The organism is Streptomyces sp. NPDC006512, from assembly GCF_040611935.1.
Taxonomy (GTDB): Bacteria; Actinomycetota; Actinomycetes; order Streptomycetales; family Streptomycetaceae; genus Streptomyces.
In genome coordinates, this window is sequence record NZ_JBEXPG010000015.1 from 109,747 (window position 1) to 133,006 (window position 23,260).

Annotated in this window: 18 protein-coding genes and 3 tRNA genes; 15 read left to right on the forward strand and 6 right to left on the reverse strand. The window is 72.9% G+C overall.

Annotated elements, in window-relative coordinates:
• Positions 1-24 precede the first annotated feature (24 nt).
• From ABZZ17_RS13745 to ABZZ17_RS13765, 5 genes are all read left to right on the forward strand, one after another.
• Complete coding sequence (locus ABZZ17_RS13745) at positions 25-1,098, forward strand: 2-aminoethylphosphonate ABC transporter substrate-binding protein (RefSeq protein WP_356875402.1); 1,074 nt, start codon at positions 25-27, stop codon at positions 1,096-1,098.
• A gap of 142 nt (positions 1,099-1,240) precedes the next feature.
• Positions 1,241-2,779: an alkaline phosphatase family protein gene (locus tag ABZZ17_RS13750; protein WP_356875404.1), complete on the forward strand. Its 1,539-nt coding sequence runs from the start codon at positions 1,241-1,243 to the stop codon at positions 2,777-2,779.
• A gap of 123 nt (positions 2,780-2,902) precedes the next feature.
• A complete protein-coding gene (locus ABZZ17_RS13755) occupies positions 2,903-3,682 on the forward strand; it encodes an HAD-IIA family hydrolase (protein WP_356875406.1) in 780 nt (259 codons plus the stop codon).
• 126 nt (positions 3,683-3,808) lie between these two features.
• Positions 3,809-4,450, forward strand: a complete 642-nt coding sequence (locus tag ABZZ17_RS13760) for a hypothetical protein (RefSeq protein WP_356875408.1) — start codon at positions 3,809-3,811, stop codon at positions 4,448-4,450.
• Positions 4,447-5,115, forward strand: coding sequence for a class F sortase (locus tag ABZZ17_RS13765; RefSeq protein WP_356875410.1), 669 nt, complete (start codon positions 4,447-4,449; stop codon positions 5,113-5,115). The genes ABZZ17_RS13760 and ABZZ17_RS13765 overlap by 4 nt, the downstream gene beginning before the upstream one ends.
• A 65-nt stretch (positions 5,116-5,180) precedes the next feature.
• Here the strand turns inward: ABZZ17_RS13765 and ABZZ17_RS13770 are convergent.
• Positions 5,181-5,254: transfer RNA gene (locus ABZZ17_RS13770), tRNA-Lys, on the reverse strand.
• A gap of 227 nt (positions 5,255-5,481) precedes the next feature.
• On the opposite strand from ABZZ17_RS13770, the gene ABZZ17_RS13775 reads away from it, so the two are divergent.
• The 5 genes from ABZZ17_RS13775 to ABZZ17_RS13795 all read left to right on the forward strand — a co-directional run bounded on the left by ABZZ17_RS13775 (position 5,482) and on the right by ABZZ17_RS13795 (position 13,078).
• Complete coding sequence (locus ABZZ17_RS13775; RefSeq protein WP_356875464.1) at positions 5,482-6,885, forward strand: peptidoglycan-binding protein; 1,404 nt, start codon at positions 5,482-5,484, stop codon at positions 6,883-6,885.
• Positions 6,886-8,417: 1,532 nt separating this feature from the next.
• Entirely contained in the window at positions 8,418-10,343 is a 1,926-nt protein-coding gene (locus tag ABZZ17_RS13780) for an SPFH domain-containing protein (RefSeq protein ID WP_356875412.1), read from the forward strand.
• A 203-nt stretch (positions 10,344-10,546) separates the two neighbouring features.
• Positions 10,547-11,158 carry a lytic polysaccharide monooxygenase gene (locus ABZZ17_RS13785; protein ID WP_356875414.1) on the forward strand — a complete coding sequence of 204 codons (612 nt, stop codon included), beginning with the start codon at positions 10,547-10,549 and terminating at the stop codon, positions 11,156-11,158.
• Positions 11,159-11,184: 26 nt separating this feature from the next.
• Positions 11,185-12,909 (forward strand): AMP-binding protein, encoded by a 1,725-nt coding sequence (locus ABZZ17_RS13790; RefSeq protein ID WP_356875416.1) that lies wholly within the window; start codon positions 11,185-11,187, stop codon positions 12,907-12,909.
• Between the two features lie 95 nt (positions 12,910-13,004).
• Positions 13,005-13,078: transfer RNA gene (locus tag ABZZ17_RS13795), tRNA-Lys, on the forward strand.
• Between the two features lie 102 nt (positions 13,079-13,180).
• Here the strand turns inward: ABZZ17_RS13795 and ABZZ17_RS13800 are convergent.
• Positions 13,181-13,939, reverse strand: coding sequence for an IclR family transcriptional regulator C-terminal domain-containing protein (locus ABZZ17_RS13800; protein ID WP_356875418.1), 759 nt, complete (start codon positions 13,937-13,939; stop codon positions 13,181-13,183).
• A gap of 245 nt (positions 13,940-14,184) precedes the next feature.
• Here ABZZ17_RS13800 and ABZZ17_RS13805 point away from each other — a divergent pair, with 245 nt between their 5' ends.
• From ABZZ17_RS13805 to ABZZ17_RS13820, 4 genes are all read left to right on the forward strand, one after another.
• Positions 14,185-15,312, forward strand: coding sequence for an LLM class flavin-dependent oxidoreductase (locus tag ABZZ17_RS13805; protein ID WP_356875420.1), 1,128 nt, complete (start codon positions 14,185-14,187; stop codon positions 15,310-15,312).
• A gap of 254 nt (positions 15,313-15,566) precedes the next feature.
• On the forward strand, positions 15,567-17,249 hold the full coding sequence (locus ABZZ17_RS13810) for a glycosyl hydrolase family 18 protein (RefSeq protein ID WP_356875422.1): 1,683 nt from the start codon (positions 15,567-15,569) through the stop codon (positions 17,247-17,249).
• A gap of 170 nt (positions 17,250-17,419) precedes the next feature.
• Positions 17,420-18,265 (forward strand): helix-turn-helix transcriptional regulator, encoded by an 846-nt coding sequence (locus ABZZ17_RS13815; RefSeq protein WP_356875424.1) that lies wholly within the window; start codon positions 17,420-17,422, stop codon positions 18,263-18,265.
• Complete coding sequence (locus ABZZ17_RS13820; RefSeq protein WP_356875426.1) at positions 18,228-18,485, forward strand: DUF397 domain-containing protein; 258 nt, start codon at positions 18,228-18,230, stop codon at positions 18,483-18,485. The genes ABZZ17_RS13815 and ABZZ17_RS13820 overlap by 38 nt, the downstream gene beginning before the upstream one ends.
• A gap of 28 nt (positions 18,486-18,513) precedes the next feature.
• On the opposite strand, the gene ABZZ17_RS13825 is transcribed toward ABZZ17_RS13820, so the two are convergent.
• Positions 18,514-20,277: an EAL domain-containing protein gene (locus ABZZ17_RS13825; RefSeq protein ID WP_356875428.1), complete on the reverse strand. Its 1,764-nt coding sequence runs from the start codon at positions 20,275-20,277 to the stop codon at positions 18,514-18,516.
• 460 nt (positions 20,278-20,737) lie between these two features.
• Between ABZZ17_RS13825 and ABZZ17_RS13830 the strand changes: the two genes are divergently transcribed.
• Entirely contained in the window at positions 20,738-21,973 is a 1,236-nt protein-coding gene (locus ABZZ17_RS13830; RefSeq protein WP_356875430.1) for a M6 family metalloprotease domain-containing protein, read from the forward strand.
• Between the two features lie 64 nt (positions 21,974-22,037).
• Here the strand turns inward: ABZZ17_RS13830 and ABZZ17_RS13835 are convergent.
• The 3 genes from ABZZ17_RS13835 to ABZZ17_RS13845 form a co-directional block, all read right to left on the reverse strand.
• Positions 22,038-22,111: transfer RNA gene (locus tag ABZZ17_RS13835), tRNA-Lys, on the reverse strand.
• The gene (locus ABZZ17_RS13840) at positions 22,102-22,695 is read right to left on the reverse strand and encodes a bifunctional DNA primase/polymerase (protein ID WP_356875432.1); all 594 of its coding nucleotides are present in this window, start codon (positions 22,693-22,695) and stop codon (positions 22,102-22,104) included. The genes ABZZ17_RS13835 and ABZZ17_RS13840 overlap by 10 nt, the downstream gene beginning before the upstream one ends.
• Positions 22,696-22,848: 153 nt before the next feature.
• Entirely contained in the window at positions 22,849-23,196 is a 348-nt protein-coding gene (locus ABZZ17_RS13845) for a hypothetical protein (protein WP_356875434.1), read from the reverse strand.
• Between the last annotated feature and the right edge of the window lie 64 nt (positions 23,197-23,260).

Below are 23,260 nucleotides of genomic sequence, written 5' to 3' on the forward strand. Positions count from 1 at the left end.
TCCCTTTCCCCGTAAGGAAGTTCCATGCCCAGCAACCGCTCCCTCCTGCGCGCCGTCCCGGCCGTCACCGGCGGCCTCGTCCTCACCTGCGCCCTCACCGCCTGCGGCTCCACCTCCGCCGGATCCGGCGGAGACGAGAAGGTCGTCACCGTCTACAGCGCCGACGGCCTCAAGGGCGAGAAGGGCGACGGCTGGTACGACAAGGTCTTCGCCGAGTTCACGAAGAAGACCGGCATCGAGGTCAAGTACGTGGAGGGCGGCTCCGGCGAGATGGTGCAGCGCGCCGTCCGCGAGAAGACCAACACCCAGGCCGACGTACTGATCACCCTGCCGCCCTTCATCCAGCAGGCCGACGGCAAGGGCCTGCTCCAGGCCTACCGGCCGCAGGGCTCGGACAAGGTCGGCGGCGCGGACAAGGCCGCCGACGGCAAGTGGACCTCCGTCGTCAACAACTACTTCGGCTTCGTCTACAACAAGAAGGAACTCGGCCAGGCCCCCAGGACCTGGGAGGAGCTCCTGGACGCCAAGTACAAGGGCAAGCTCCAGTACTCCACACCCGGCGTCGCCGGTGACGGAACCGCCGTCCTCATCAAGTCGATGCACGACTTCGGCGGCAAGGAACCGGCCCTGGAGTACCTCAAGAAGCTCCAGGCCAACAACGTCGGCCCCTCCTCCTCCACCAGCAAGCTCGCCCCGAAGACCGACAAGGGCGAGCTGCTCGTCGCCAACGGCGACGTCCAGATGAACTTCGCGCAGTCCAAGTCCATGCCGAACCTGGGGATCTGGTTCCCGGCGAAGGACGGCGGCAAGCCCACCACCTTCGCGCTCCCCTACGCGGCCGGCCTCGTGTCGAAGGCCCCGCACACCGAGAACGGCAAGAAGCTCCTCGACTTCATGCTCGGCGAGGAGTCCCAGAAGCTCGTCAGCGAGGTCGGCGGCGGCTTCCCCGCCCGCACGGACGTCAAGCCCACCGACGCCAACGCCGTCGAACTCACCAAGCTCATGACGGGAGTCGAGGTCTTCGAACCCGACTGGGCCGACATCGACGCGAACCTCACCGGCTACGTCGACGCGTGGAAGTCGGCAACCGGAAGCTGACCGGTTACTTCCTGGCCATCCGCGGCCGGAAGAGTGACGCTCGCATAACGGGTCTGGACCGGGGACCGCTCCTCCGGTCCGGGCCCGCCGCACGTCCGCGGTACCCGCATGTCCGCAGTACCCGCCTGCACACCATGCCCACATGCTCCTGGAGGAGTACGTGTCCCCTGCCCTGTCCGGACGCACCCTCGCCGTCGCGGCCACCGCCACCGCCCTGCTCGCCACCGCCCTCGGCGCGCACACGGCGACCGCCGCGCAAGCCGCGCCGAACACCGACAAGGTCCTCGTCATCGGTCTCGACGGAGCGGTCCTCGACCGCGTCAAGGCCGCCGACGCCCCCCACCTCAAAGGCCTCATGGCCCAGGGCCTGACCGCCCGCAGCACGCTGTACGCGAACCCGATGGGCGCCACCTCGTCCGGCCCCGGCTGGTCGAGCATCGCCACCGGCGTGTGGCCCGACAAGCACGGAGTGAAGGACAACTCCTTCACCGGCAAGAACTACACCGCCCACCCCGACTTCCTCACCCGCGTCGAGAACGCCAAGCCGGCCCTGAACACCTACGCGGCCGCCGACTGGGAGCCGATCACCTCCACCGACCAGAACGGCCCGATCTTCTCCCCGAAGGTCGACAAGCGGCTCTCCCTCAAGGGCGACCGCGACGGCTACCGCAACGAGGACCCGAAGATCGCCGCCGCGGCCGCCACCGAACTGCGCACCCAGAACCCGGACGCCGCCTTCGTCTACCTCGGCGAGATCGACGCGGCCGGCCACTCCTCCGGCGCCGGCAGCCAGACCTACCTCGACACCGTCGCCCGCGTGGACGTCCTCGTCGGCCAGCTCCTCACCGCCGTCCAGCAGCGCCCCACGTACGCCCAGGAGAACTGGAAGATCCTGGTCACCACCGACCACGGCCACACCAACGGCGGCGGCCACGGCGGCTCCACCATCGAGGAACGCGGCACCTTCGTCATCGCCAAGGGCCCCGGCATCCCCGCCGGCTCCGTACGCGACGACGTGCGCTTCGTCGACGTCGCCGCGACCGCCCTCGCCCACGTCGGCGTCCCGGCCACCGCCCTCGACGGCGTCCCCCTCGGCGCCCCCGACGGCGACCCCTTCGACACCCTGCGCCCCAACCTCCAGGCCCGCGTCGACGAGACCGGCATCCCCGCCGCCACCAAGGGCTTCACCCGCACCCCGCCCGCCGGCTGGTCCGTCGACAACTCCAGGATGGGCACCGGCGGCGTCACCGAGTGGGCCGGCTGGTCCTTCGCCACGGACGAGTTCTGGAGCCAGTCCCAGCGCGACCAGTGGCGCGAGCTGAACGTCCGCTCCCGCGACGTGTTCGCCGTCGCCGACTCCGACGAGTGGGACGACAAGAGCCACACCGGCACCTTCGACTCCACCCTGATCACCCCCAAGTGGAAGGTCACGGGCGGCACCACCCGCACCCTCGCCTTCCAGTCCCACTACCGCCACGAGGCCGGACAGACCGCCCAGGTCCTCGTGTCCTACAACGGCGCCACCCCCGCCGTCGTGAAGACGTACACCGCCGACGCCCTCGCCAAGGCCGAGAAGATCGCCCTCCAGGTCCCGGCCGGCGCCACCGACGTCCAGGTCCGCTTCCGCTACAGCGGAAACAACAACTGGTTCTGGACCGTCGACGACGTCACCCTGGGCTGACCCGCCGTACGGGTGCCCTGTCCGGGCCGTGGACGCCCTCCGCGCCCACGGCCCGGCACGGCTAGGGTGGTACAGACCAGAGGCCCCCGAGGTCAGAGGCCCCGCAGAGCGGAGAACAGTCCCGTGGCAGAGCGCAAGCCGATCGAATCCTGGCTCACCGACATGGACGGAGTCCTCATCCACGAGGGCACCCCGATCCCCGGAGCCGATGCCTTCATCAAGCGGCTGCGCGAGTCCGGCAAGCCCTTCCTGGTCCTGACCAACAACTCGATCTACACCCCGCGCGACCTCCAGGCCCGCCTCAGCCGGATGGGCCTGCACGTCCCCGTCGAGAACATCTGGACCTCGGCCCTCGCCACCGCGAAGTTCCTCGACGACCAGCGCCCCGGCGGCACCGCCTACGTCATCGGGGAGGCGGGCCTGACCACCGCCCTCCACGACATCGGCTACATCCTCACCGACCACGAGCCCGACTACGTGGTCCTCGGCGAGACCCGCACCTACAGCTTCGAGGCCATGACCAAGGCCGTCCGCCTGATCAACGCCGGTGCCCGCTTCATCTGCACCAACCCCGACGAGACCGGCCCCTCCACCGAGGGCCCGCTCCCGGCCACGGGCGCCGTCGCCGCGCTGATCACCAAGGCGACCGGCAAGCAGCCGTACTTCGCCGGCAAGCCCAACCCGCTGATGATGCGCACCGGCCTGAACGCCATCGGCGCGCACTCCGAGAGCAGCGCGATGATCGGCGACCGCATGGACACCGACGTCCTGGCCGGTCTGGAGGCGGGCATGCAGACCTTCCTCGTCCTGACCGGACTGACCTCGGAGAAGGACACCGAGAAGTTCCCCTACCGGCCGACCAAGACGGTCAACTCCATCGCCGACCTGGTCGACCTGGTCTAGGCCGTCCCGGCCCGGGCCGCTCGCGCGGCATTAGCGCGTACGGCTGACACAGACGGGCCAAGAGAGCGCCGCTCCGGATGCGGAGCGGCGCGTCGCGCGTGAATCTCCTTGTTGAGGAGGTTCACCATGCGCAGTTCACTGCTCGCTCTCCGTGTCGCGGGGGTGGCCGTCGCCCTGACGGCATGCTCCGCCGTGACCGCCCCCGCGGCCCTCGCCAACGAGTGGGACCGCGGCGGCGTCTCGGCAGACCCCAACCCGGCCGAACCGGGGGCGCTGGTCAAGCTGCGCGTCCGCGGCTGTGACGGAGACTGGGGGTCGGCCCACTCCTCCGTCTTCGTGTCGGAGGTCCGCCTCTCCGGCGGCCGCGGCGAACGCGAGACGCTGTACGGCGAGGCGATGATCAGCCCGCACGCCCGGCCCGGCTGGCACGAGATCCGTGTGAAGTGCGACGGCAAGGGCGGTAAGGGCGACAAGGGCGACAGGGGCGGCTACGACGGCGGCCTCCGGGGCTCGATCGAGGTCCGCGAGCGCGAGCACCACCGCCCCGACCCGCACCGCTCGCCGGTCTGGCCCATCCACGCGGGCGGCGGCGGCATGTCGGCGGAGCTCGCCGAGACGACGCGCCTGGCGGCCGCGACGAAGAAGAGCCACGACGGCGACGGCCCCGGCCTGCCGCACACCCTGATCGGAGCGGTCCTCGCGGCCGCGGCCACCCTCGCCGTCGCCGGCCGGGCCCTCACCCTGCGCCGCCGGCGCAACGGCGGATGAACGAGGCCCGGAGCACCTCCGGCGGCAGGCTGCTGACCTTCACCGCCTGGTCGGTGCTGGTCCTCGGCCTGTGGCTGTGGGGCAAGGAGATCACCGGCGTCCCGGCCGGCCCGCTCGCCGGGCAGGGCGGGGGCCCGGTGGGGGCGGGCATGCCGGCCGCGCACGCCCCGCTGTCCGGGGCGATGCCCGCCCGGATCGACGTACCGTCCATAGGCGTCCAGGCCCCGGTGATCTCCCGGGGCCTGGACTCCGAGGGGGCGATCGACCCGCCGCCGTACGAGCTCCCGGGCGCGGTGGGCTGGTGGGGCGCGGGGGCCGCGCCCGGCGCGGCGGGGGCCGCGCTGATGGTGGGGCACGTGGACACCAAGTCGAAGCCGGCGGTGTTCTTCGGCCTCGCGACGGTGAAACAGGGCGACAAGATCCGGGTGGCGCGGGCGGACGGCTCGGTCGCCGAGTTCACCGTCGAGGACGTACGGACCTACGAGCGGACCGGCTTCGACCCGCACAAGGCGTACGGGCCGCGCGTCGCCGGCCGGGCCGAGCTGCGGCTGGTGACCTGCGGCGGCACCTACGACAAGACGGCCAAACGGTATTCGGCGAACGTGGTGGTCTCCGCCTACCTGACGGGCGCGGGCACCCGCCCGGCCACGGGCACCGCGGTGTGAGGCACGCGGGAACACGACGAAGAAGCCCCTCGCAACTTTCGCTGCGAGGGGCTTCTCCTCGTCTGTGCGCCGCCAGGGACTCGAACCCCGGACCCGCTGATTAAGAGTCAGCTGCTCTAACCAACTGAGCTAGCGGCGCTTGCTGACAGGGAAAACTCTACCCCACCTCCAGCGCTGCTCATGACCAGCCGCGCCCGCGTTGTCCGATTAACCCATGTTTGGGGTGTTTATCGTGCACGATATGTCTGGTCGAGCCGAATCTGATGCCCCGCCAGATGCGTGCCCGGCCGACCAGTGGACGAGCAGGGGAGTGGACGGAACCGCATGACGACGCAGCCTCCGGTGCATGTGCAGCTGCCCGCACCGATGCCGATGCCGGTCTTCGAGGACTACGAGCCCGCGGGCGACTGCTTGTGCCTGGGGTGTGCCCAGAGGCGTCGCGTCCTCGCGCGCGGGCGGGCCATACCGCTCCGGGACGGCGGACACCCGGCCGTGCGGGGCGCCCGCAGGGCGCTGGTGCTCGCCACCGCGGCCGGCGTGGTCCTGAGCGGCGGCGGAACCGCGCTCGCCGTGAACAAGCCGGTCCCCGGTCCGGGACCGGTCGCCCTGGACGACCCCGGCACCCCGCAGGGCGGCCGGGCCCCGCTGCACGGACGCCCGGCGACCGGGACGCGCCCGCCGGCCGGCCTGCCCGGCGCACCGTCCGCCGTCCGGCGCATCGACCGGGCGACGATCATCAACCGGGCGAAGGTGTGGCTGGACGCCAAGGTCCCCTACAGCATGTCCGAGTACTGGACGGACGGCTACCGGCAGGACTGCTCTGGCTACGTCTCCATGGCCTGGAACCTCGGTACGAACGAGTGGACCGGCAGCCTCGACAAGTTCGCCACCCCGATCACCAAGGACGAGCTGCTGCCGGGGGACATGCTGCTCTTCCACAACCCGGCCGACCCCAACAAGGGCTCGCACGTGGTCCTCTTCGGCGGCTGGGCCGACGAGACCCGCACGCACTACGTCGCCTACGAGCAGACGCGCCCGACGACGCGGAAGCAGGCCACGCCGTACGGGTACTGGACCAACTCGGCGAAGTACCTGCCGTACCGCTTCAACGGGGTGACGGGCGGGATCGTGCCGGACGCGCCGCAGCCCGCGCCCGCGCCGGTCCCGGTGGTCTCGACGACCTTCCCCGGGGCGTCGAAGTTCGGCCCCGGCGCGGACAACGCGTACGTCGCCGAGCTGGGCAACATGCTGATCGGCCGGGGCGGGACCCGCTTCTACCCGAAGGGCGCCCACACGCGCTGGGCCGACGCGGACCGGCAGGCCACGCAGGCCTTCCAGAAGGCGCAGGGCTGGACGGGCACCGACGCCGACGGCCTCCCCGGCACGCACACCTGGCGGCTCCTGGTGGAACGCACGGGCAAGGACATCCCGCCGGTGGCGGCGGGCGGATCGACGACGCCGACGTCGCCTTCGGCTCCCACGAGCCCCACGAGCCCGACGGCTCCGACGGGCCAGGCGGGACCGTCCGGAGTGCCCGCCTACCCGGGGCTGTGGGCCTTCCGCCCGGGCTCGTCCCATCCGGCCGTCAGCGCCCTCGGCCGCCAGTTGGTGAAGAAGGGCTTCGGCAAGCACTACACGTCCGGTCCGGGCCCTCGCTGGAGCGAGGCCGACCGTCGCAACGTCGAGGCCTTCCAGCGCGCCCAGGGCTGGCGCGGCGCCTCGGCCGACGGATACCCGGGCCCGGAAACCTGGCGGCGGCTGTTCGCATGACGGAGGCAACGATGTACCCCACGCGCACCACGACCACGACGGGCACCTTCCACGTCCCGCCACCCCCGCCCGGGGCGGTGGCCGCACCCGCTACGGAGGCCGGGCCCCGCACGGCCGCGCCGTCGCCCGCCCCGCACCAGGCGGCTGCGGCCCGGACAGCGGCTCCCGCTGCCGGCCACTCCCGCGAGACGGGGTTCCCGGCCACGGCGCCGGCCGGCGCGGGTCAGCACCCGGCGCCGGTTCCCGCAGGGGAGACCCGGTCCCAGGACTTCCCGGCCGGGGCACCAGAACCGGTGGCGGGAGCCCGGCCGCACGCGTACGCCGCCCCGCGCGCGGACGCCTCCGGCACCAGGCCGGATTCCCGGGCCGGCGCCCCTTCGACCCTGACGGACCTCGGGGCGGCTCCCGGCGCGGAGCACCGTCCCGGATCCGGGACGCGAGCGGCGGCTCCGGCCGGGGTGGAATTCCCGTCCTGGGACGCGTTCCCGGGGGCGGGGCAGGCGCGCGAGTACGCGCAGGTACCGGCGCGCGCGGCGGACCCCGTACGGGAAGCCCGGGCCGAGGAGCGTTCGGGCCCGTCCGGCGGGCCGGTGACGCTGGCCCATCCCCACGACCCCGCTCCGGCGGCGGCCGACATCCCGGCCGCGCGGCCGGACCCGGCGCAGCCGGAGGCCCCCGCTCCGCGGCGTGGCCGGTGGATCGAGGTCCCGACGGGGCAGGCGACCGTACGCGGGAGCGGGTCCGGCCCCGCCCAGCCCCACGACACGGACCCGCGGGGCGACGTACCCCCGGCCCGAGCCCAGACAGCACCCGCCCCACCCCCACCCACCCCGACGGCGACCGCCCCGTCCGCACCGGCGCTCCACGCCCGGGCGGAAGCCGACCTCGCTTGGCCGGGGCCGACGGCACCCGCCCGGCCCGGGCCCGAGCCGACTCGGTCCGGACCGGCGGCCGACACCCACACCGAAGCGGAGCCCGCCGCGCCCACCCCAACGCCTCACACCCGCACGGAGGCCGACCCCGTTCCGTCGCCCACAGCGGCGCCCACCCGGCCCGGGGCCGAGCCCGCTGCGTCGGGTGCGGCGGCACACTTCCGGGCCGGGGCCGAGCCCGCTTGGTCCGCGTCGGCGGTGCACGCCCTGGTGGGGGCGGATCCTGCCGGGTCCACCCCGGCGCCTCACGCCCGTGCGGAGGCCGAGCCCGTTTCGTCGCGCGCGGCGGAACACTTCCGGGCCGGGGCGGAGCCCGTTCGGTCTGCGTCGGCGGTCCACGCCCGAGCGGGGGCAGAGCCCGCTGGGTTCACCCCGGCGGTGCACGCCCGTGCGGAGGCAGAGCCCGTTTCGTCGGGGTCGGCGGCTCACGCCCTGGTGGGGGCGGTGCCCGCCGGGCCCACCCCGGCGCCTCGCGCCCGTGCGGAGGCCGAGCCCGTTTCGTCGGGGTCGGCGGCTCCCGCCCGGGTCGGGGCCGAGTCCGTTTGGTCTGGGTCGGCGGCTCACGCTCGGGTTGGGGCCGAGGCTGCTTCGTCCGGGTCGGTGACGCGCGGCTGGGCCGGACAGGGTTCGCCCGCGCAGGCGTTGGACATTCCGCACCCCGCCCCCGAGGCGACGGCCCCCGCCGATGCCCCGGAGGGAAGCGTCACCCCCGCTCCCGAGCAGGCGGCGGTCACCCGGGATCAGGACCACGGGCTCCGGCCGGACCCGGCGCGGCCCGACACCCCCGCCGGACTCCCGGCCCCCGCGGTGGCGGAGTCCCCGTCCCACGGCCCCTGGCCGCACCCGGCCCCCCAGTCGGCGGCGCCCCGCGAGCACCCCGCCCCCGAGGCGGGCCCGACGGGTGTCGCCGGCGAGGTGCGCGGGATCGGTTCCGCCGAGCCGGCTCACGGCCGCGCCCCCTGGCAGCACCCCGCCCACGGCACGGCCCCGGCCGGCGGTGCTCATGCGCAACCCCCGGAGGGAGAAGCGGTGGCGCCTCGCGCCCGTGCCCCCTGGCCGCACCCCACCCCCGAGGCGGGCCCGACGGACACCCCCGCCGGTTCCCCGGAGGGGCGCGGGATCCCGGCCCGCGAGCGCGCCCCCTGGCCGCACCCGGCCCCCGAGGCCGACGCGGTGGACCGCGCCCGCGCCCTCTGGCCGCACCCCGCCCCCGGCTCGGCCCCGGCCGGCGGTGCTCACGCGCGACCCCCGCAGGGAAGCGCCCCGCACCCCGCCCCCGGCACAACCCCGGCCGACGGTGCTCACCCGCAACCCCCGGAGGGAAGCGGCATTCCGGCCCCCGCCACGGGCCCGGACGACGGTGTTCAGGCCCCGCCCCCGGAGGGACCCGGTGTGGCCGAGATCGTCGCGCGGGCCGTCGCCCGGGGGATGGACGCGCAGCGGGAGGAGGACGACACGCAGGACCTGCCGCACGTGCGGCCCCCGCGCGGGGCGGCGGTGACGGAGGTCCCGGTACACCTCCCGTTCCGCGCCCACCCGGCCCCGCCCGTCACGGCCCCCGCCCCCGCGCCCGCCCCCGCGAGGCCCGTGCGCGGCGACCGCCCGCCCGCGGGCCGTCGCGTCCCCCGGGGTGACGACCGGCTCCGGGAGCACCGCGGCCCCGTGCTGCCCGGCTGGTTCGCGGTGGCCGTCGGCGGGCTCGCCCTGACGGGCTGCGCGGCCGTCCTCTGGCGGACGGGCGCCGTCCCGGCCGTCTTCGCGGAGGCGTTCGGGCTGACCCCCCGCCCCTACCGCGGGCTCCGCGCCACGCACTGGCCCCCGCTCGCCCTCCTCGGCGTCGTGGCCCTCCTCGCCCTGGGCGGTCTCGGCCGCGCCAAGGCCGGCCACGCCTGGGTGCTCACCCTGTTCGGCCGCTACCGGGGCACGGTCCGGCGTACCGGCCTGACCTGGGTCAGTCCCCTCCTGCTGCGCCGCCGCGTCGACGTGCGCCTGCGGCACTGGCGCAGCGAGCCCATGCCCGCCGTGGACTCGGGCGGACTGGCCCTCCAGGTGGTCGTCCAGGTCGTCTGGCAGGTCAAGGACACCGCCCGGGCCACCCTCGCCGTCGAGGACCACACCGAGTACCTCGCCGAGCAGGTGGAGTCGGCCATGGCGCGGGTGCTGTCCCAGCTCCCCGCGGACGCCTTCCACGCGGACGCCCCGACCCTGCGCAACGCCGAGGCCGTCGGTGACGCGCTGACGCGGATGCTCGCGGCCGAAACCGAGGCGGTCGGGGTCGAGGTGTTCTCGGCCCAGCCGACCCGGATCGAGTACGCCCCGGAGGTGGCCGAGGCCATGCGCCGCCGCCGGGTGGCCGCGATCGACGCCAAGCACCGGGACACGGTCCTGACCTCGGTCGTCGACGCGGTGGACGACACCGTCCACCGGCTGACGTCGCGCGGGATCGTCGAGCTGGACGACTACGAGCGCAAGGCCCTCGTGAAGGACCTCACCGTCGCGTTCTACACCGGACGTGCCGAGCAGTAACAGCGGCAACAGGAACCAACGCACCAGACCACAGCGGACGGGTGGCCGGTCATGACCGGACCACCCGTTTTCGCATTGGTATAGACATGGCCAACTCCCGTCAATAATGTGGAACTTGGTCTAGACCTGAAACCATCCCCACGCGTGCGCACGCTCTCATCAGACTCCCCCCACGTCCAAGGAGCATCATGCGTCCCTTCCGCATGCCCACACGGCCCACACGGCCCGGCCGGACCGGCGCCGCCGTGCTCGGTCTCGGACTCCTCGCCGGCGCGGCCCTGATCACCGCGCCCACCGCGAGCGGTCACGGCTACACCGACACCCCGATCAGCCGCCAGAAGCTCTGCGCCAACAAGACCGTCTCCGACTGCGGCCCCATCCAGTGGGAGCCGCAGAGCGCGGAGGGCCCCAAGGGCTTCCCGGCGCTCGGCCCGTCCGACGGCACGATATGTTCCGCCGGGCACTCCGAGTTCGCGCAGCTCGACGACCCGCGCGGCGGCGCCTGGCCCGCCACCGGCGTGACCGCCGGTCAGAGCTACGGCTTCCGCTGGCAGTTCACCGCCAACCACGCCACCACCGACATCAAGTACTACGTCACCAAGAACGGCTGGGACCCGACCAAGCCCCTCACCCGGGCTGCGCTCGACCTCCAGCCCTTCCTGACGGTGGCCTACAACGGCGCCCGTCCCGCGATGACCACCGTCCACCAGGGCGCCATGCCCAGCGGCAAGACCGGCCGGCACATGATCCTGGCCGTGTGGACCGTCCACGACACCCCGATGGCCTTCTACTCCTGCTCCGACGTTCAGTTCTGACGAAACGTCAGCTAATCTCCGGCGGCATGCGGACGACGACCACTGCAACCGACGCGCCCGGAACCGTCGCGGAGCTCGTGGCGCGCCGGTGGGGCGACCACCGGCCGGGGCTGAAGTGCCGGGGCGACGGCGGACGCCCCACCGTGCTCAGCCACCACCGGGTCGTGCAGGAGGCCGCCGCCCGCGCGGCCCTGCTCGTCGACCTGCTGCCGCCGGGGGCCGAACCGCACGTGGGGGTGCTGCTCGACAACACCCCCGAGTTCCCCTTCTGGCTCGGCGCGGCGGCCCTGGCCGGGGCCGCCGTCGCCGGGATCAACCCCACCCGGCGCGGCCCCGAGCTGGCCCGCGACGTCCTGCACACCGACTGCCGGATCCTGGTCACCGAGGCCGCCCACCTGCCGCTGCTGCGCGGCCTCGACCTGCCCGGCGTACGGATCCTGGTCACCGGCACCGAGGAGTACGAGGCCCTGCTCGCCCCGTACGCCGGCGCGAAACCCGGCGACGCCGCCGTCCATCCCGGAGCCGCCGCCACGCGCCGCCCGCCCGGCCCCGCCGACCGGCTGCTCCTCTACTTCACCTCCGGCTCCACCGGCGCCCCCAAGGCCGCCATCTGCACCCAGGGCCGGCTCGCGGCCGCCGGCCACTCCCTGGCCCGCCAGTTCTCCGTCACCCCGGACGACGTCCACTACGTCTGCATGCCGCTCTTCCACGGCAACGCGGTCATCGCGGACTGGCTGCCCGCCCTCGTCGCCGGAGCCCCGGTCGCGCTGCGCCGCCGCTTCTCCGCCTCCGCGTTCCTGGACGACGTCCGGGCCTTCGGCGCGACCTACTTCACCTACGTCGGCCGGGCCGTCCAGTACGTCCTCGCGACCCCGCCCCGCCCCGACGACCGCGAGCACGCCCTGCGCCTCGGCTTCGGCACCGAGGCCGGGGCGGTCGACGCGGCCCGCTTCGCCGAGCGGTTCGGGGTCCGGCTCGTCGAGGGCTACGGCGCCACCGAGGGCGGCGCCTCCGTCCAGCGCACCCCCGACACCCCGGCGGGCGCGCTGGGCCGGGCCGGCGCCGGGGACGACCTGGCCGTGATCGACCCGGAGACCGGCCTCGAATGCCCTGCGGCCCTCCTCGACGCCGAGGGCCTCCTCGTCAACGGGGACGCGGCCATAGGCGAGCTCGTCAACCGCGGCCGCAGCCTCTTCGAGGGGTACTGGCGCAACCCCGACGCGGAGGCCGCCCGCACCCGCGGCGGCTGGTACTGGACGGGGGACCTCTTCTTCCGCGACCCGGAGGGCTTCCTCTACTTCGCGGGCCGGACGGACGACCGGCTGCGCGTCGACAGCGAGAACCTGGCCGCCGCGATGATCGAGAACGTCCTGGCCCGCTGGGACGCGGCGGCCGCCGTCGCCGTGTACGCCGTCCCCGACGAGGCCGCCGGGGACCAGGTCATGGCCGCCCTGGCCCTGCGCGAGGGCGCGGCCTTCGATCCGGACTCCTTCGCCCGCTTCCTCGCCGCGCAGCCGGACCTCGGTACCAAGATGGCCCCCCGCTACGTGCGGATCCTCGACACCATGCCCGTCACCGCGACGAACAAGGTCCACCGGGTGGCCCTGCGCCGCAGCGGCTTCCGCTGCCCGGACCCCGTCTGGTGGCGCCCGCCCACCGGCGCCGCCTACCGCCCCCTCACCGCCCCGGACCTCCACGGGCTCCTGGCGGCGTACGACGCCCACGGCCGCCGCCCCCTCCTGGACCGCTGACCCGCCCCAGGTGGGCGGGTCGCGGCGTCCCCGCCCACCTGCGCGGGTAATGGTTTTGAGCACCCCCGGAGAGCAGGTAGTATTTTCTCTGTCAGGCGCCGCTAGCTCAGTTGGTTAGAGCAGCTGACTCTTAATCAGCGGGTCCGGGGTTCGAGTCCCTGGCGGCGCACCTGTACTTCGGGCGGTTTCCGGTTCACCGGGAACCGCCCGAAGTGTTTTCCGGGGCCCGCGGCCCCGCTGTGGTGCCCGCGGCCGCCGCGGCCCCCACGCCTCAGAGCGTGAGCGACAGCAGCAGCGGCGCGGCCTTCCGGTTCAGCGTGTCGGCGGCGGCCCGCAGCCGGTGGGCGTGCTCGACGGGCAGTGAGAGGGCCAGGCAGCCCACGGCGGCGCCGGCGGTGATCGGGACGGCCGCGCAGACGGTGCCCACCGCGTATTCCTGGAGGTCCAGCACGGGCACGGTGGCCGGCTGGCTGTCCAGCTTGGAGAACAGGATCCGCTCGTTCACGATCGTCTTCGAGGTGAGCCGGGCGATCTTGTGCCGCGACAGGTGGTCGCGCCGCCCGTTCAGGTCGAGCTGGGTGAGCAGGCACTTGCCGACCGCGCTGGCGTGCGCCGCCGAACGGAAGTCGACCCACTCGTGGACCTTCGGCGTCCGCGGGCTGTCCGCGAACTGTGTGATGCGGACCTCACCGTCGACGTACCGGCTGATGTACACGGCCGCGCCGACGGAGTCCCGCAGCCGGTCCAGGGTGTCCTGGAGCTTCTCCTGGAGCGCCTGCTGCCGGTCGACGCCGGAGCCGAGCAGCACGAGGGAGTCCCCTATGGCGTAGGCGCCGTCCGACACCTGCAGGACGTACCCCTCCCGGCGCAGCATGAGCAGCATCGGGGCGAGATGGGCCGCGGGCAGGCCGGTCTCGCGCGCGATCTGTACGTCGGTCACACCGCCTGTATGGCGGGCGATCGTTTCGAGTACGCGAAGGGCGTACTGCACCGAGTGGAACGGCGCGGTCGGCTCGGGCTTCAGCGCCACGGTTTCCCCCTACCAGGTTGTTACCGCTTGCTCTACCACGATAGCCATCAAGAGGCCCACGTGGAGCGTCTGTTGATGAGATTGATGGCTTAATCAAGTCCCTCTGCCAGCCGCTACTCTCCTGGCATATGCCAATGGCACGGTCGCGTCCCGGTCTGCCGGGAATGCCCGGGCCGCCCCGACGGTTCGGTTCCTTCGTACGGACATCGAACGAGGCACACGAGCCGGACGGGACGGGAGCGACGATGAGCGACACCGGGGACGCGGGCCGCCACACGGGCCAGGGGCCGGAGGGCGGGGATCCGGTCCGCGGGACCGTCCGGGGCGGGGCGCCGGTGCCGCTGTCGGTCCTGGACCTGGTCACGGTCGGCAGCGGCAGCACCGCGCGGGAGTCGCTGCGGACCAGCGTGGAGATCGCCCGGCTCGCCGAGTCCCGCGGCTACCACCGCCACTGGGTCGCCGAGCACCACTCCATGCCCGGGGTCGCCAGCTCCTCCCCGGCCGTGATCCTGGCCCACCTCGCCGCCCACACCTCCCGCATCCGGCTCGGCTCGGGCGGGGTCATGCTGCCCAACCACGCCCCGCTGGCCGTGGCCGAGCAGTTCGGCACCCTGGAGGCCCTGGCCCCGGGCCGGGTGGACCTCGGACTCGGCCGCGCGCCCGGTACCGACCCGCGGACCGCCGCCGCGCTGCGCGGGCCCGGGCGGCTCGACGAGGCCGCGGACGAGTTCCCGCGGCGGCTCGCGGAGCTGGTCCGCTTCCTGGACGACGACTTCCCCGACGGGCACCCGTACGCCCGCGTGCACGCCGTGCCCGGGCCGGTGCAGGGGCCCGCCGGGCGGCCGCCGGTCTGGCTGCTCGGTTCCTCCGGGTTCAGCGCCCGCCTGGCGGGGGAGCTGGGGCTGCCCTTCGCGTACGCCCATCACTTTTCGGCCGCCGGGACCCTGCCCGCCCTCGACCTCTACCGCCAGAGCTTCCGCCCCTCGGCCGTACTGGACGCCCCGTACGCCCTCATCGGCGTCTCGGCGCTCGCGGCCGACTCCGAGGCGGAGGCCCGCGCCCAGGTCCTGACCGGCGCGCTGTCGATGCTCCGGCTGCGCGGCGGCCGGCCCGGGCTGGTCCCGACGCCGGAGGAGGCGGCCGCGTACCCCTACTCCCCGATGGAGCGGGAGTTCGTCGACGGCTGGCTCGCGAACATCGTGCACGGCACCCCCGACGAGGTCCGCTCGGGGCTCGACGCCCTGGTGAAGCGGACGGGTGCCGACGAGCTGATGCTGACGGCCAACGCCCATGGCGGGGCGGCCCGGCTGAAGTCCTACGGGCTCGTCGCAGATGCGTACGGCCTGCCGACGGAGGTCTCGATTCCGGCTTGAGCCCCCGCGAACGGGGTTCGGCTGGTTTGTTGCCGAAACCTTGCCGGAGCATGGCCTAAGGGAGTCTTAAACCGCTCGTCACCCGGGGTGGCGGGCGGTTTCTGATGTCCGCTCAGGTCTCTGACGAGCACATTTGGCCGCTCAGTGGTCTAGTCCTTCTTTGGTCCAAACCATTGACTGGGGCGTGCGGTGATCGCTATCACTTCTCTCACCTGAAGCTGATGTCCTCCCCTCCCACCCCCCGGAGGCAGTTCATGCACATCCGTAAACCCCTCATCGCGGCCGCCGCTACGGCCGCGCTGGCAGCCGGAGCGCTGGCCTCCTTCGCGGGACTCGGCACCGCGCAGGCCGCGGACACCTCCACCAGCGTGAGCAGCGGCGGCGTCCGGATCGCCTACTACGACCAGTGGAGCGTGTACGGGAACGCCTTCTACCCCAAGCACCTCGACACCCGGGGCATAGCGGGGAAGCTGGACGTCATCAATTACTCGTTCGGCAACATCCACCCCACCAACCTCACCTGTTTCGAGGCGAACAAGGCGGCGGGGGACGACAACAACCCCAACGCCGGTGACGGCGCGGGCGACTCGTACGCCGACTACCAGAAGTCCTTCAGCGCGGCCGACAGCGTCAGCGGCGTCGCCGACAAGTGGGACCAGCCGATCGTGGGCGTCTTCAACCAGTTCAAGCAGCTGAAGGCCAAGTACCCCCACCTGAAGATCAACATCTCGCTGGGCGGCTGGACGTACTCGAAGTACTTCAGCGACGCGGCGAAGACCGACGCCTCCCGCAAGAAGCTGGTCTCCTCCTGCATCGACCAGTACATCAAGGGCAACCTGCCCGTCGAGGGCGGCTACGGCGGCCAGGGCGTCGCGGCCGGCATCTTCGACGGAATCGACATCGACTGGGAGTACCCGGGCTCGTCCGGCGGCCACCTCGGCAACCACTACGCCCCCGAGGACAAGCAGAACTTCACGCTCCTGCTCAAGGAGTTCCGCGAGCAGCTCGACGCCTACGGCCAGGCCAACGGCGGCAAGAAGTACCTGCTGACCTCGGCCCTCCCGGCCGGCCAGGACAAGATCAAGCACATCGAGACGGACAAGATCGGCGCGTACCTCGACTACGCGAACATCATGACGTACGACATGCACGGCGCCTGGGACAGCGACGGCCCGACGTACCACCAGTCCCCGCTGTACTCCCCGGCCGGTGACCCGACCGACCCGATCGCCCCGGGCACCCAGAAGTACAGCATCGACAACGCCATCGACTCCTGGATCGACGGCAACCCGGCCTACGGCATCACCGGCGGCTTCCCCGCCAACAAGCTGACCCTGGGCTACGAGTTCTACTACCGCGGCTGGAAGGGCGTCCCCGCCGGGGCGAACAACGGCCTCGCCCAGAGCGCGACCGGCGCCTCCGGTGCCCGTCCCACCAGCCAGCAGGCCGGCATCGCCAACTACAAGGAGCTCGGCGGCCTCGTCGACAACCCGGCGACCACCTTCTGGGACGACCAGGCCAAGGCCTCGTACTTCTACAAGGACGGCGAGTTCTTCACCGGCCTGAACCAGAAGTCCATCCAGGCCCGGGTCGACTACGGCAAGCAGCGCGGCCTGGCCGGCGCGATGATGTACTCCCTCCTCGGTCTGGACAACAACACCACGCTGCTGAACCAGATCTCGGACGCCCTTGGCGGCACCACCCAGCCGCCGACCACCCCGCCGACCACGCCTCCCACCACCCCGCCGACCACGCCCCCGACGACGCCGCCCACCGGCTGCGGTTCCGTCCCGGCCTACGTCGCCGGCACCGTCTACACCGGTGGCACGGAGGTCTCCCACAACGGCCGCAAGTACAAGGCCCAGTGGTGGACGCAGAACGAGGCGCCCGGCACCACCGGTGAATGGGGTGTCTGGAAGGACCTCGGCGCCTGCTGATCTCCCCCCACCCCGCGCCGAGCGACCCTCCGCCCCGCACCCCGGACTCCGGGGTGCGGGGCGGAGGTGTGTCACATGGTTACGGGATTCGGGACACCGGAGCGTGTCGGGATCGTTACGCTCGGCCACGGCATGCATCCGACCCGCATCTCCACGGGGGTGACCGTCCCTTGGTCCAGGTCCGCGACCTCGATCCCAGCGCCTCGCCGCTGGACTACTACGGCTACGAACTCCGCCGCCTGAGAGAAGCGGCGGGGCTGGCACAGGCGCAGCTGGGCGACATCATCTACTGCACCGGCTCCCTGATCGGCCAGGTGGAAACCACGAAACGGGTCCCGACCCGGGACTTCTCGGAACGGCTGGACGCGGCACTGGGCACCGACGGGCACTTCTCCCGGCTGGTGGGACTGGTCCTGCGGAGCGTCTTGCCGACGTGGTTCCAGGCGTACGCGGAGATGGAGGCCCGGGCGGCGTTCATCTCCACGTTCCAGTGCCAGTTGGTGTACGGGCTCCTCCAGACGGAGGCCTATGCCCGGGCGGTGCTGAGCATCGACAAGACCGAGACGCTCGATACGTCCGTTGCGGCACGCATGGACCGGCAGCGCATCCTGACCCGCGACAACCCGCCGGTGCTGTGGGTGGTGCTGGACGAGGCCGCCCTGCTCCGCGAGATCGGAGGCCGTGAGGTCATGCGTGAGCAGCTCGCCCACCTGTTGAGCCTCCGGGACCAACAGTGGCTGGAGATTCAGGTGCTGCCCTTCGGGGCGGGTCAGCACGCGGGGATGATGGGCTCGTTCACCATGCTCCGCTTCGAAGGCGACCCGGACATCCACTACAGCGAGAGCTACGACTGCGGTCACATGACTGCCAACCCGCAAGTGATCAAGGAGCGTTCGGTCGGCTACGCTCGCCTTCAGGCCGAGGCCCTCTCTCCCCGGGCGTCGGCAGAGCTGATCGCCCGCGTAATGGAGGAACGCTATGGGAAGCAACCAGCAGGCGGGGGCGCTGTGGCGTAAGTCGTCCTACAGCGGATCCAGCGGCGGCGAGTGCGTCGAGTGCGCCCCCCTCGGCGGAGCCGCTTGGCGTAAGGCCTCGTACAGCGGATCCAGCGGCGGCGATTGCGTAGAGGTAGCCACCCGCCCCTGTCTCGTCGCCGTCCGGGACTCCAAGCGGCCCGGCGGCCCCGCGTTCACGGTGGCGCCGGAGGCGTTCGGCGCGTTCGTGCGGAGCCTCTGACCGTACGGCCCCGCCGCCCCGTACCCCCTCAGACCGCGGGGTGCGGGGCGGCGGCGGCCTGGCGGCCGATCATGCGGGCGATCACGTCCGGAGCCACCGCCCGCGAGTACAGCCAGCCCTGGCCGGTGTCGCAGCCCACGCGGCGCAGCCGGGCCGCCTGGCCCGCCGTCTCCACGCACTCCGCGGTGACCGTCAGGCCCAGCCGGTGGGCGAGTTGGACCAGGGCCTCCACGATGGTCTCGTCGGCCGGGTTGGGGTGTGCGCCCTCCTCGTAGCGGAAGCCCTTCACGAAGGAGCCGTCCAGCTTCAGCACCGACACGGGCAGCCGGCTGAGGTAGGCCAGGTTCGAGTAGCCGGTGCCGAAGTCGTCGATGGCGATCCGGACGCCCATGTCGCTCAGCGCCTGGAGGGCCTGGAGGGGGCGGCCCGCCGAGCCCATGACCGCCGACTCCGTCAGCTCCAGCTGGAGCAGCTGCGGGGCCAGGCCCGTCTCGGCGAGGATCTCGGCGACGTCCCCGACCAGGTCGGAGTCCCACACCTGCCGCACGGCCACGTTCACCGACACGAACACCGGCGCGTCGCTGGGCTGTTCGATCTGCCAGCGCCGGGCCTGCCGGCAGGCGGTGCGCAGGACCCAGCTGCCCAGCTGGACGATGGAGCCGTCCTCCTCGGCGATCCCGATGAACCGATTCGGCGTCAGCGTGCCGAACTGCGGGTGGTTCCAGCGGACCAGGGCCTCCACCCCGCGCACGGTGCCGCTCTCCAGATCGACCAGCGGCTGGTACTCCAGCTCGAACTCGCCCCGCTCCACGGCCGGCCGGAGCGTCGAGGAGAGGGCCTGCCTGGTCATGCGGTGCGCGTTGCGTTCGGGGTCGAAGAGGGTCCAGCGGGCCTTGCCGTCCGCCTTCGCCCAGTACAGCGTCGTGTCGGCGGCCTGCATCAGTCCGGTCGCCGTCGTTCCGGTGGTGTCGCGTTCGACGACGCCGATCGACGCCGACACCGAGAGGCGCTGCCCGGCCAGGTCGAAGGGCTCCTGTACGGCGGCCAGTACGCTCCGCGCCAGGTCCGCGAGCTGCTCCGTGCCGGTGGAGTCCTCGACGAGCAGCGCGAACTCGTCGCCGCCGAGCCGGGCCACCAGGTGCCCGCCGGTGCGGCCGTAGCCGCACTGGTCGGCGCACTGGGTCAGCCGGGCCGCGACGGCGGTCAGCAGCCGGTCCCCGACCCGGTGGCCGAGGGTGTCGTTGACGGCCTTGAAGCCGTCGAGGTCGAGGTAGCAGAGGCCGATGCGGCCCGTTCCCCCCTGCCCGTACGCGGAGGCCTCCAGGGCGGCGGAGAGCCGCTCGAAGAACAGGGCCCGGTTGGGCAGGCGCGTCACCGGGTCGTGCATCTGGAGGTGGCGCAGGCGGGCCTGGAGGTCGCGGCGGTCGCTGATGTCGGCGACCGACAGCAGGACGTCCTTGGTGCCGGGTACGGGCCCCAGGGTCACCTCGGTCCAGAGCGAGTGCCCGTCGGGGTGCTTGAGACGGCGCGTGCAGCGCAGCCGGGCCTGCCGGCCGCGCAGCACCTCCTGGTAGGCCTGCCAGGTGCGGGCCTCGGCCGCCAGGTCCACCAGGTCGGCGGCGGACTGTCCGGCGAGTGCGCGCGGCTCGGCGCCGAGCAGCCCGGCGAAGGCCTGGTTGGCCGCGATGACGTCGCCGTCGCGGCCGACGACGGCCATCGCGAGGTGGGCCGCGTCGAAGGCGGCCCGGTAGTCGAGTGGTTCTGCCGCGAACCTGGGCGGCGCGGCCGACATGCCCGGCACCGCCGGAACTGCTGCGTGACGCTCCGTAACGGCCGATCGGATGCTGTCGGCCGCCGAACCGGTCCCCTCTGAGGTTCCGCTCACCGTTCGCTCCCGCAGTGCTCGTGAGTGTCCGTGCAGGAAAGTGTGCCGATCATAGAGGCTGCCGGGAGGCCCTATCCAGCGGCGTCGCCGTGTGGGGCGCGGTCCTTCGTCGTGATGACGCCGTGCTGACGCTTCGTCGGCCGTCCTCCCGCCTCCCGCCGGTCGATCGTTTCTGCACGCCTGTGAGCACCGAGGACCGCACCTGATCCCAGGTGATCGGTCGTGACGTTCCGTATTCGAGTCCGTGAACTCCGGGGGTCACCGGCTTGCCGTAGCGCTCACTCGTGTGGGGCACCGGAACAAGGCATTAGTAAGACAATCGCCTCAAGGTGGACGAGAGGGTACGAATCCACCACCGGAGGTCGATGTGCCGCGACAGCAGACACCCGGGGGAGTGGACCGCTCCCGCGCCCGAAGTACGGCTGCGGTCTTCACCTCCATGGCGGCGCTCGCCGCCATGTCGCTCGTCGCGGGTCCCGCCAAGGCGGATTCCGGGGCGGGCCCCTGCGCCCTGACGCGAACGGCGGCGCACCACTCGCTCGGCCTGGACACCTGGAACCGCGCCTACCCCAAGCCCGAGCGCACGCTCAACGCGGTCATGGTCTTCCTCTCCTTCCCCGACCACCGCGCCGGCCTCACCCCGGAGGCCCTGACCGCCGACTACTTCCCGGCGACCAGCGACTTCTTCGAGCGGGCCTCCTACGGGCGCTTCCGGCTGGTCCCCCACCCCCAGCGGCAGTGGATCAGCATGCCCAAGCCGTCCACCGAGTACGGGATACGGCGTGACTGGGCCCCCGAGGACCGGGCGGCCTACCTGCGGGACGCGGTCGCCGTCGCCGACCCGGAGGTGGACTTCAGCGCGTACGACGTCGTGTACTTCGTCGCCGACCCGGAGGCGCCCGGGGTGGACTCGGACGCCACCAAGGTCGTCAACTTCGACCGGCCGCTGACCGCCGACGGTACGGAACTGCGGCGGATCGTCACCGTCTTCGAGCGGCACCCGCCCGACCGCAACGTCCTCGCCCACGAGACCGGGCACGTCTTCGACCTGCCCGACCTCTACCACCGGCCGTCGGACGGCAAGGGCGACTGGGACACGTACGTCGGTGACTGGGACGTCATGGGCAGCCAGTTCGGCATGGCCCCCGACCTGTTCGCCTGGCACAAGTGGAAGCTGGGCTGGCTGGACGGCTCGCAGGTGGACTGCGTGACGTCCGGCTCCTCGATGCACACCCTCCAGCCGCTCGCCCAGGCCCCGCCGCCCGGCGGCACGGGCGGGACCCGGCTCGCCGTCGTCCGTACCGGACCCGGCAGCGCGATCGCCGTCGAGGCGCGGGGCTCCGTCGGCAACGACGGGGAGACCTGCACCGAGGGGGTACTGGTCTACCGGGTCCGCAACGAGGCGGCCTCGGGCGGCGGCCCCATCGAGGTCCTCGACGCGCACCCCCGCACCGAGGCCTGCTGGGACCGCTCGGTGTACCCGCCGCTGGCGGACGCGCCGCTGGAGGTCGGCGAGGCCTTCACCGTGCCCGGGGAGGGGGTCACGATCGAGGTCGCGGACCGGACCCAGTCGGGCGCCTACACCGTGAAGATCACCACGTAGGCCGGAGCGGGAACGGGAACACGAAGAAGGCCCCCCACTCACGTGGGGGGCCTTCTTCCGTCTGTGCGCCGCCAGGGACTCGAACCCCGGACCCGCTGATTAAGAGTCAGCTGCTCTAACCAACTGAGCTAGCGGCGCCTGCTGACGTCGTAGACATTAGCATCCGGATCGGCCGAAGGAAAAATCGCTCCCGCACCACGGGTGGCGTGCAGGAACGCCCACAGCAGAGCGTCCGGCCCGGGCAGCCAGGGCAGCCGCGTGTCGGGGGCCACGAGCCACCGGGAGGGGCCGGGCGCGGCGGCGAGCGGGGGCACCGTCACGGCGTCGCCGTGGCCGTGGCAGAGCGGCGCGGGGGCGGCCGGGCTCCACTCCTCCCAGGCGAGCAGGGCCGGCAGCCGCTGGGCCGTCCCGGGCGTGGCGAAGAGCAGCATCCGGCCCCGGTGCACGGCGGCCGGGCCGGAGCCGGGGCCGCGCTCCCACAGCAGGTCGAGCATGCGGCGGCCCAGCACGACGGGGACGTTGACGACGTCGAACGCGGTCCCGCAGGGCAGCACGGCAGGCGTGGCGGGCCGGGCCTGCCAGGCGGAGAGGGTGTGCTCCGGGTGCGCGGACGCGGAGGCCAGCCAGGCGGCGCCCTGGGGTGTGACGTGGGTCGCGGACGCGGTGCGTCCGTCCGTGCCGTCGAGGGAGGGGCAGCCGGTGGCCTTCGTCAGCGTCGTCATGGCAAAGGTCTACCGGGCGTAGTGTGACCATTCCCCGGAGTTACCGAAAGTCGGGACGGCGCGGCCCGTGCTGGGGTATGTTGCGCCGCGCATATGCCAGACGGCTCCGCCGGGCGGGTACGGATCCGCTCCGCCCGGCGGGCCGGGGATTCCTCAGGGGGCGTCCGGGGAGGAGCCCCGCTGGAGGTCCTCGCCGAACTCGATCATCTTGCGCGCGTAGTCCTCGGTCCATTCCGCGACCTCGGCGATCGCCTCGGGCGGGATCCGGTCGAAGCGCCGGGGGTCCGCCAGCTGGGCCGCGGCCAGGGCCTGGAACTCCACCGCCCGGTCGTGCGCCGCCCGGAAGGCCAGCGTCAGCTCGGTGGCGCGGGTCAGGAGCTCACGGGGGTCCTCGATGGATTCCAGGTCGAAGAAGTGCTCCGGGTCCGTGGCGGCCTCCGAGGGCTCGAAGAGCAGCGGCGCGGGCCGCAGCCTCCGCTCGGTCCGCTCGGGCTCTGCCATGCGTGTCCTCCTGCTGCGCGTGCGAAATGCTTCCGGGCCACCCTCCATTGTCCAGCGTCGCGCA

Excerpts from the sequence above, each read along its gene's own strand:
- ABZZ17_RS13765 (WP_356875410.1), top strand. The coding sequence starts at position 4,447 with ATGAACGAGGCCCGGAGCACCTCCGGCGGCAGGCTGCTGACCTTCACC.
- ABZZ17_RS13805 (WP_356875420.1), top strand. The coding sequence starts at position 14,185 with ATGAGCGACACCGGGGACGCGGGCCGCCACACGGGCCAGGGGCCGGAG.
- ABZZ17_RS13820 (WP_356875426.1), top strand. The coding sequence starts at position 18,228 with ATGGGAAGCAACCAGCAGGCGGGGGCGCTGTGGCGTAAGTCGTCCTAC.
- ABZZ17_RS13825 (WP_356875428.1), bottom strand. The coding sequence starts at position 20,277 with ATGTCGGCCGCGCCGCCCAGGTTCGCGGCAGAACCACTCGACTACCGG.
- ABZZ17_RS13750 (WP_356875404.1), top strand. The coding sequence starts at position 1,241 with ATGCTCCTGGAGGAGTACGTGTCCCCTGCCCTGTCCGGACGCACCCTC.
- ABZZ17_RS13760 (WP_356875408.1), top strand. The coding sequence starts at position 3,809 with ATGCGCAGTTCACTGCTCGCTCTCCGTGTCGCGGGGGTGGCCGTCGCC.
- ABZZ17_RS13810 (WP_356875422.1), top strand. The coding sequence starts at position 15,567 with ATGCACATCCGTAAACCCCTCATCGCGGCCGCCGCTACGGCCGCGCTG.
- ABZZ17_RS13775 (WP_356875464.1), top strand. The coding sequence starts at position 5,482 with ATGCCGATGCCGGTCTTCGAGGACTACGAGCCCGCGGGCGACTGCTTG.
- ABZZ17_RS13845 (WP_356875434.1), bottom strand. The coding sequence starts at position 23,196 with ATGGCAGAGCCCGAGCGGACCGAGCGGAGGCTGCGGCCCGCGCCGCTG.
- ABZZ17_RS13745 (WP_356875402.1), top strand. The coding sequence starts at position 25 with ATGCCCAGCAACCGCTCCCTCCTGCGCGCCGTCCCGGCCGTCACCGGC.
- ABZZ17_RS13790 (WP_356875416.1), top strand. The coding sequence starts at position 11,185 with ATGCGGACGACGACCACTGCAACCGACGCGCCCGGAACCGTCGCGGAG.
- ABZZ17_RS13785 (WP_356875414.1), top strand. The coding sequence starts at position 10,547 with ATGCCCACACGGCCCACACGGCCCGGCCGGACCGGCGCCGCCGTGCTC.
- ABZZ17_RS13840 (WP_356875432.1), bottom strand. The coding sequence starts at position 22,695 with ATGACGACGCTGACGAAGGCCACCGGCTGCCCCTCCCTCGACGGCACG.